Consider the following 7,904-nt stretch of genomic DNA (forward strand, 5'->3'; position numbering starts at 1 on the left):
AGATTCGCAAGATATTCTAAGTTTAAGCAAAGACAATCTAAAAATCGACAACAATGCCTGACAAAACCGGAGGCGATAGAAATGAGTCTAAGCACAATTTGAGCTAAATGGTCCCACTAATGCGTGTGACACCGATTTAAAGAGTCTTTAAAATAAGGAGAGGTTGATATGCCAGTAACTTTTGAATCATTACCCAATCAAGTATCCGGAGACCCAACAGGACATAGTATCATTAACGGCAAAACCTTTACGATTGTAGTTCAAGTTCTCGATGATTCTGGAAATCCCGTAATTGATGAACTGGTGACTATATACGCCGGAAGTGATGCCATTGGTTCTGCAAATACCAATGGTGCTGGAGAAGCGTCGATTAGTTGCAATGGACTAACTGGAGTATCTAATACGAATTCAGGTCGCGACGTTACTGCTTCGTCTGATTATGGACAAACTAGTGTTTCGCTTCCTTTGTGGTTTCCTGTGACAATGACCGTTGAATGTCCTTATGCGACGGTAAGTCAACCAGAGGGCTATACCCAAACAACGGCTTGCGGTGCGCAACCGGACGGCGAAGCATTTGTGGCGCTCCCGTCAACATCTCTAACATGTGGAACGCAAGTTCTAGTAAAATCCACCACAACCGGAGAACATGTATCCGTTCCGGTGAAAGATGTCGGTCCGTACTTGACCGATAATCCTTATTGGAATGGTAGCGGGATTCCGGAAAATACAGAAAACAACAATGCGGGAATCGATGGCTCAAACGGAACATGGAACAATTTAGGACTGTCTTCTTACTATAGTTGTAGTGTGAGTAGTCCTTATGGAAGCACGAGTGTTTTGTGGCGTTTTGCTTCGTAATTCGGTAACCGATATGAGCCTTCTTACGTTAAAGTCCGTAAGGAGGCTCTGCTATGTCTCATTGTTCAAGGATCATTATCCGTAGTTTTGTTGCCATCCTTGCGTTAGTGGGGATAACCGCTTGCGGTGCCGGTCATGCGTCACCGTCGACGCATCAGAAAAGGTCCCTTCCGATAACAACGCACAACACCTCTCGTCAGTCGGATAGACTGACGATGTTCCCTCGACTGCAATTCCCGCTGTCCACATCCCGCTTCTCCTCGAACGCCGCCCGTCACGTCATTCAGGGCTATTGGCAGGATTTTCGGGAGATAGGCGAGAAATATTCCGTGGCCGAAGGCGAACTACAGGCTTACCACTTGCTCTCTCCCACCTTACGTGAGCACCTTTCCTATTCGACATGGCAGGCATCGTACCGGAACGTCCATCTCGCACAACTCCTGACGCTCTATCCCGTCTCGGCACATAAATTTTATATAGAAGTGGCCCTATGGTACGTCCATACCCCGGACACGCAAAGTCTCGGATACGAAAACGGTTTTATGACGGTAAATCATGATAGAATTACTAGCCTTCACCTGACACCCGAAAATCTCCTCGGAACCGTATTTCGCATTCAAGCTTGGCCCTATACTTTATCCGGCGTGATCAATGAAGCACTCCACGTTACCGATGGTTCATCGCAGCCATACATTGTGAAAAATACAGAAATAGCCCCAAACATTTTTTCGGTCAAAGTACGATATCAACATCATGTGACTGTGATAGTAGTCACGCGTGAAGCCAATCGGATGTATGCAGTACTTTCCACGAAATAATTAAAATAATGGGATTCGGATTTTAGGGGTGAGGCCTCTCGAGGAGACACCACCATGGTCTGCCACAATCGGATATGAACATGTCCTGGGCACCCTACCACATAACAAACGCGCTCACACACTACACGTCCTCCTCTAATCGAGAAAGGATGTGTTAGCCGTCTTCATACGCAACGCCCCACACACCCGACGTAAGTGCACGAAGCCATCGGACGGCGCAAACCTCACCCCTCGCGAAACGCCACAGGAAGGTTTTCTATTGTTTGCAACCAGCCACCCGGTACAAGTGACGCTATGAAAAAAATACGGGCAATAGAAAAACAGGGTTATGCCTGTCCACCGGAGGAAAGTTCTGGTACGATGAAACCCAAAGAAGCGCAAAAAAACTGGTGAGAGGCCCCACCCCTGAGAAGGTCCGCCTCTCCCCCACGCCTCCAGTATAACCAACGAGGCCGTGGGTATGCAAGAGGAACCTAGTCCCGGCGTTCATTCGTAAACCGTGTCTAACTCCTCCAAGGTGGGGCCTCCCGGATCTCGGGAGGTTTTTCTATTGGTCGCATCAACATCCATTCCTCAATATCCATTTCCCCTCTCCCCCATACCTGTATCGGCGATCCCCCGTTCCTCTCATCGGCCTCACCCCCTTGATCTACCACTAAAGAGAGGACGGTCTTCGCACTGTGGCGAAACGTCTCGTGGGCGAACCTATGAGGTTCGAACGCCTAAGTGGTGTAGGAGGCCCAGGAGTGATGCTGATCACGGGTCCGCGTGGCCGGGCTGTTGCCAAATTACTATTCGGTCAAGAAGCGGCGTTCTACCGTCACTATGCCCCTCTACTACGTCAAGCGAACCTCGGTGTCCTTGAGGTATATTCCCAGACCCACCATGGGATCTTGTTGGAGGCTCTCGACGCCACACTCAGCCCTCCATATCGCGACAGGCGAACCGACATGACCGCATATCTCGCCCGCCTGCACACCATTCACCCCAGCCAGCTGCTGTCGTCTCCTAATGATCCTCTGCCACTACGTCAGGTGGCCTTAAGTTCTCAGGACATTTTAGACGCGTCCATGGTCTGGCATGAAGAGGTGCGCCCGTCTTTGGTGCATCTGCTCCAACTCCCCTGGCCCACCGTGCCCAGTGACCGGCGGTTGGTCTCAGGCGACCCCAATCCCACCAATTGGGGGGGTGCCAACTAGTGCTATTTGATTGGTCCGAGGCGGCATGGAGTCACCCCGCCTACGACTTGGCGATTCTCTGCAACGGCCTCCCCACCGTTGCCGAAATGGAGGAAGTCGTGGCGCTCTATCTCAAACAAACGGATAGCCCCCTCACCGAGAGCCCATCGCAATGGGTGCGGTGGGTCATCACCGCCCGTTTGGTGTCATTTGTACGCTTTGCAGCACTGTGGACACAGGGCCGGTTAACTGAAGCCGCCCAACCCGGAATCACCATGTTGCAAGAAGGCCTGATGGACTGGATGGACAGAGTCCGCTCGGGATTAGCCCTACCTCCTTCCTAGTCGTTGTCCCTCCCCGTCACGAAATCGATGGCACGGGTGGAAAGCACTCAGATAATCTTTGCACGCATGGGCTCTCAGACATCATCTAGGCCCGCGAAGCTCTTAGCGGACAGGCAGCATTCCAGCCGCATTTTCACATTTTTACTCGAACAATCCGGCCATTCTTAGAGTCCGAAGCGATTCTTCCCCGGGATTTCATTCATCTTGTGCTTTTGTCATATGCTATCCCAGAGGAGCGTTCTAGCATTGACATTTTTTCAGAATTGAGTACATCATACAAGTAACCAGATGCTATAAGGAGGGCGAGGCAGATGCGACAAATACCAACCTCTTACGTCGCTATTGCCGTCCTGCTAGGAATTTTTGCCTTCATCAACACTGTGTGGTTTCGGCACACGGGTGAAGCGACGGCAATAGCCATCACGCTCTATATCCTCATACTCATTGATGCCTACTTCGCTGGTCGGCGTAGCCGACTGCACAATGGCAGACCGGGATGGACAGGCGCAACGTTGGGCGCCATGTTTGGCCTCATTGCCGGTCTTGGCTCATTTTTTATTCGAGCCACGAGTCACGATGTCATTGCCCCGGCAAAAGGTCTAGAACGCCTACGCTTGGTCCAACTCGCGAATTCGTCCACGGCTCACATCGTGATTCTGTTGACCGCGATGATTACCTTTGGCGTCGTGAGTCTCATTATGGCGTCTATCGGAGGCACCCAGCGATCCGAGGGACGCGGTCATCCCGACACGGTATGAAGCCCTAGCGCCTCTAACCAGCGATGTGGCCCATCCCCAAATGGGCGAGGTTGCGCTTTTTTTCCTCTAGGGAGACCTTCAAGCTGTTCCACCACCTCCATCACAGTGAGATCCGGACTCAGGTCCATCGGGGGGTCGCCTGGCACGAGGGCTTCCGCATGCTCGTGAAAAACGGCAAGATCACGACCCACAATGGGGATGCCTAATCCAAGAGCCCACATGACGTCCGCCCCTAACGAATCAACCATTTGAGGTGCAACCAGGACGTCAGCACGAGCAATATAGGGCTCCCAGTCGATCGCCCCGCTTACAAACGTCGTGTCCGGGGTAAGGGCTCCGGCATAACTTTTAAGGCGACGCGCCTCCGGCCCGTCACCAACCACTGTCAGTCGAGCTGCTTTCTTCCGATCTCTCAGGACCGTCATCGCGTTAATGACAATTTCGAGGCCTTTGAACGCTGTTAAGGGTCCTGCCACCACCACTTGCAGCGACGAGGATCGCTCCCGCTCGCTATCTAATGGCGTGGGCCGCAGGGAAATTGGGAGCGGCACGGGATGAACACGGCTCGGCAACACCGCACGCATCTGCAATACCTGCCTTGCCACACGACGGTTCAGGGCCAGCATTCCCTCAAACGCAGCCCATGGAACATCCGAGGGGTCTTGAATGTCATCGCGTACCACCACCATCATGCGTTCTTTCACCGTCTTGATGAGTCGCAAACATTCCTGATCGACTAGAAGCTGATCGACCGATCCCAATTGGGACGAGATGGACGGACGCCTTGTCAAACGCTTCCATGAAGATTCGGAAGAAAAAAGAGGGGGCAGAACGGGAACAGACCCTGGGAACGGCACCGACACGGTACTGCAAGGATAGAGCGGTTGAATCCGAATGTCTATCCCGAGCGCCACCAATCCTGCCGATGCCCATGCTGCCAGCAAGCTTCCCTCATTCCATCCGCTATCACGGATGATCCATCCTAATGTCGTCACGCTTTCGCTGACACACTTTGAAAGTATTGATAGGTTTCTCGCAATCCTTCATCCAAAGTAACCTTCGCGTGAAATCCCCAGCCATCAGCCCGTTGCACTGACAAACGGCTGTGCCGAATGTCTCCCGGCCGCTCAGACGCATACGACACCGTCCGAGAATCCGCCCCAGCAATATCGGCTAACTGGTTCCACAGGTCAATCACCGTGGTTGAGGTATTGGTACCGAGATTATAAATGCCCCCAGGTTCGTCTATGCCTAGTCGATACAAAAAGGCCTGCGCGACATCTTTTACAAAGATAAAATCACGTGTCTGCAGTCCATCGCCGTAAATCACTGGCGTTTCATGACGAGATAGAGTTTCTGCAAACATCGCCACCACGCCTCCTTCTCCTGCGGTGCGCTGGCGAGGGCCATACACATTGGCTGGTCGAAAGACAACTCCCTTCAAGTGGCGCTGTCGTTCTTCGTGAGCAACATAAAACTCTGATGCCCATTTATCTAAACCATAATAGGAAAGCGGGTCTCCGGCATCCTCTTCGCAGAGGGGCAGACGCGGATTGTCGCCATAGACAGCAGCCGACGAAGTCATGCGGAATTCACGCGCACCGAGATCCCTTGCCACCTTTAACATGGTCACGGTCCCTAAAAGGTTGGTTCGCACATCGTGTAGCGGATCTGCTTCCGATAGCGGCACGCTAATTTGCGCCGCCAGATGAATGACAGCATCAATCGTCCCGACCGTGTGCTGCCAACCGCTGGGATTCAAAATGTCATCCTCAATCAATTGTACCAAGGGCGGGACAAACGACTTATCTCCGTGAGATAAGTTATCCACCACAACGACGTCATGATGGGCCCCTAGCAATGCTGAAACCACATGAGATCCGATAAACCCGGCCCCTCCAGTCACCAAAACCCGCATCGATCTACCTTCTTCCGTGAAGTGCATCTTGATACACCTGAACATATTGTCGCGCAATCTCGGTCCATGAAAAATCGCGAGCTCGCACCCGGCCTCGTTCCACCATCTTTTGCGTCTGCACGGGGCTATCTAGACTACTTGTAATGGCATGCGTCCAATCGGCCACAGAGTCTGGATTAACAAGCAGTCCACAATCGCCTACCACCTCGCGCACCGAAGGAATGTCACTGGCAACCACCGGCACCCCGACTGCTAGTGCTTGCGCGGGCGGCATACCAAATCCTTCGTAGCGTGAGGGATAGACAAAAAGGTCGGCTGTGGTGTAGAGAGCCACCAATTCCATCCGCGATACATAGGGGGTCACCATGACCCGGGATTCAAGCCCATATTCGCTTACGCGGCGCCGCACCGCTAAGTGATCTTTCGCTCCCACCAGGACCAGTTCTCCATCTCGGCGCCCATGAAATACGTCTTTCATGGCTAGTAACAAGGTTTCGACATTTTTTCGTTCATCATATCCTCCCGCATATAAAATACGCGGGCTGCGCTTAATCCCAAATCGGCGCGTGACGGTACTAGTCCCTTCGATGTCGATCTCGAAAAAAAATGCTGGATGAACGCCGTTGGGAATAACCACCGTTTTTTCAATGAGCCCAGGAAAAAACTCTGCCAAATCGGCTTGTGTAGCCTGTGAAATGGCCACCAAGCGGTCGGCCCAAGGCAACGCCTTCGCAATATGCGAAAAATACACGCGTTCCTTGACCGATTTTCGGTATTCTTGCAGGCGATACGGAATGAGGTCATGCACCGTAATCACTGAAGGCACCTGAAGTCGTCGTGATGGATGCGCCATAAACGGGATATGGATAAGGTCGATGTCTTTCGGAATGCGGCGAATTCCGTAATTCTCCCACCACCACTTTTGATAGGGGGTAGGGTGCTCCCTCACCTCAAATCCAAGCCGAGGCTTATCTGGCAAAAGCGCTTGGCTTTCACGCCCTACTCCAACGACTTGGCACCCCACCCGATTGAGCCCATATACGAGCCCCTCGATGTATTCTTCCGTACCAGTACGGAAGCCCGCCGTACTGGACACATCGATTGCTATGTTCATGCCGGCTTCCGCTCCCTGCGCCTCAGATCTTGGGCCTATTCTACTCCAACTGCGCTAATGACGCGAGAGCCGCCTTCATGAAGCGTTCGCGAAAAATCTCCGGGCGAAAGCGTTCTGCCTGAGATCGGATGCGGTAGGGATCCCACTCGGTGATCTCAGATTGCTGAATGGCCTGTACCAGCGCGTCGGCGGTTTGTTCTCTGATGAGATAGCCGGTCTCTCCGTCAATCACCGTATCGAGCGCCCCACCTCGTCCAAAGGCAATCACAGGACGACCACTAGCCTGAACTTCGACCGGAGTAATGCCAAAGTCCTCTTCGCCTGGGAAAAGTAATGCCTTCGCCTGACTCATGAGTTCAGGAAGGGCACTATCCGGTACTCGTCCCGTGAATCGCACCCCGGAGCCGGCCATCTTTTCTAGCAGCGGTCGTTCCGGGCCGTCACCGACCACTACCAGCGGCACCTTTAATTGATTGCAAGCCTCAATAGCCAGGTCAAACCGTTTGTACGACACCAGCCGGGAGAGAACCAAATAGTATTCTCCGAGACCCGTAGCGACTTGAAACCGGTCGACATCGACCGGAGGATAAATAACCTCTGAATCGCGACGATAATGTTTTTGAATGCGCTGCTGTACGGCTCGTGAATTGGCTATCAGGACATCGACTCGATCGGCGCTTAGCCGATCCCAAAGACGCATATAATGAAAAAGCGGACCCATAAGCGTCCTAGACATCCCCCGGGCTTCCCGCATACGATATTCGTGATATAAATCCCAGGCATAGCGCATAGGAGTGTGAATATAAGATACGTGGCGAGTTTCTGCCCGCGTAATCACACCCTTGGCCACAGCTGACGACGAAGAAATCACCAGATCATAGGTGGATAGGTCAAACTGCTCCATGCCATACATCAA

At 52.5% G+C, this 7,904-nt stretch carries 9 protein-coding genes; 5 read left to right on the top strand and 4 right to left on the bottom strand.

Annotated elements, in window-relative coordinates; genetic code table 11:
- Positions 1 to 168 precede the first annotated feature (168 nt).
- The 5 genes from ACOJWD_RS04935 (at position 169) to ACOJWD_RS04955 (ending at position 3,956) form a co-directional block, all read left to right on the top strand.
- Entirely contained in the window at positions 169 to 858 is a 690-nt protein-coding gene (locus ACOJWD_RS04935) for a hypothetical protein (RefSeq protein WP_486992112.1), read from the top strand.
- A gap of 215 nt (positions 859 to 1,073) precedes the next feature.
- Complete coding sequence (locus tag ACOJWD_RS04940) at positions 1,074 to 1,676, top strand: hypothetical protein (RefSeq protein WP_486992113.1); 603 nt, start codon at positions 1,074 to 1,076, stop codon at positions 1,674 to 1,676.
- 746 nt (positions 1,677 to 2,422) lie between these two features.
- Positions 2,423 to 2,875: a hypothetical protein gene (locus ACOJWD_RS04945; protein WP_486992114.1), complete on the top strand. Its 453-nt coding sequence runs from the start codon at positions 2,423 to 2,425 to the stop codon at positions 2,873 to 2,875.
- Positions 2,875 to 3,198, top strand: coding sequence for a hypothetical protein (locus ACOJWD_RS04950; RefSeq protein ID WP_486992115.1), 324 nt, complete (start codon positions 2,875 to 2,877; stop codon positions 3,196 to 3,198). The genes ACOJWD_RS04945 and ACOJWD_RS04950 overlap by 1 nt, the downstream gene beginning before the upstream one ends.
- Positions 3,199 to 3,509: 311 nt before the next feature.
- Complete coding sequence (locus ACOJWD_RS04955; protein ID WP_486992116.1) at positions 3,510 to 3,956, top strand: hypothetical protein; 447 nt, start codon at positions 3,510 to 3,512, stop codon at positions 3,954 to 3,956.
- On the opposite strand, the gene ACOJWD_RS04960 is transcribed toward ACOJWD_RS04955, so the two are convergent.
- From ACOJWD_RS04960 to ACOJWD_RS04975, 4 genes are all read right to left on the bottom strand, one after another.
- Complete coding sequence (locus ACOJWD_RS04960) at positions 3,938 to 4,900, bottom strand: glycosyltransferase (RefSeq protein WP_486992117.1); 963 nt, start codon at positions 4,898 to 4,900, stop codon at positions 3,938 to 3,940. The two genes, ACOJWD_RS04955 and ACOJWD_RS04960, sit on opposite strands and share 19 nt — an antisense overlap.
- A gap of 47 nt (positions 4,901 to 4,947) precedes the next feature.
- Positions 4,948 to 5,874 (bottom strand): NAD-dependent epimerase/dehydratase family protein, encoded by a 927-nt coding sequence (locus tag ACOJWD_RS04965; protein ID WP_486992118.1) that lies wholly within the window; start codon positions 5,872 to 5,874, stop codon positions 4,948 to 4,950.
- 4 nt (positions 5,875 to 5,878) lie between these two features.
- Positions 5,879 to 6,988, bottom strand: a complete 1,110-nt coding sequence (locus tag ACOJWD_RS04970) for a glycosyltransferase family 4 protein (protein WP_486992119.1) — start codon at positions 6,986 to 6,988, stop codon at positions 5,879 to 5,881.
- Between the two features lie 40 nt (positions 6,989 to 7,028).
- On the bottom strand, positions 7,029 to 7,904 hold an 876-nt coding region (locus ACOJWD_RS04975; protein WP_486992120.1), incomplete at its 5' end, for a glycosyltransferase.

This window comes from Sulfobacillus sp. TH-112 (assembly GCF_057473405.1).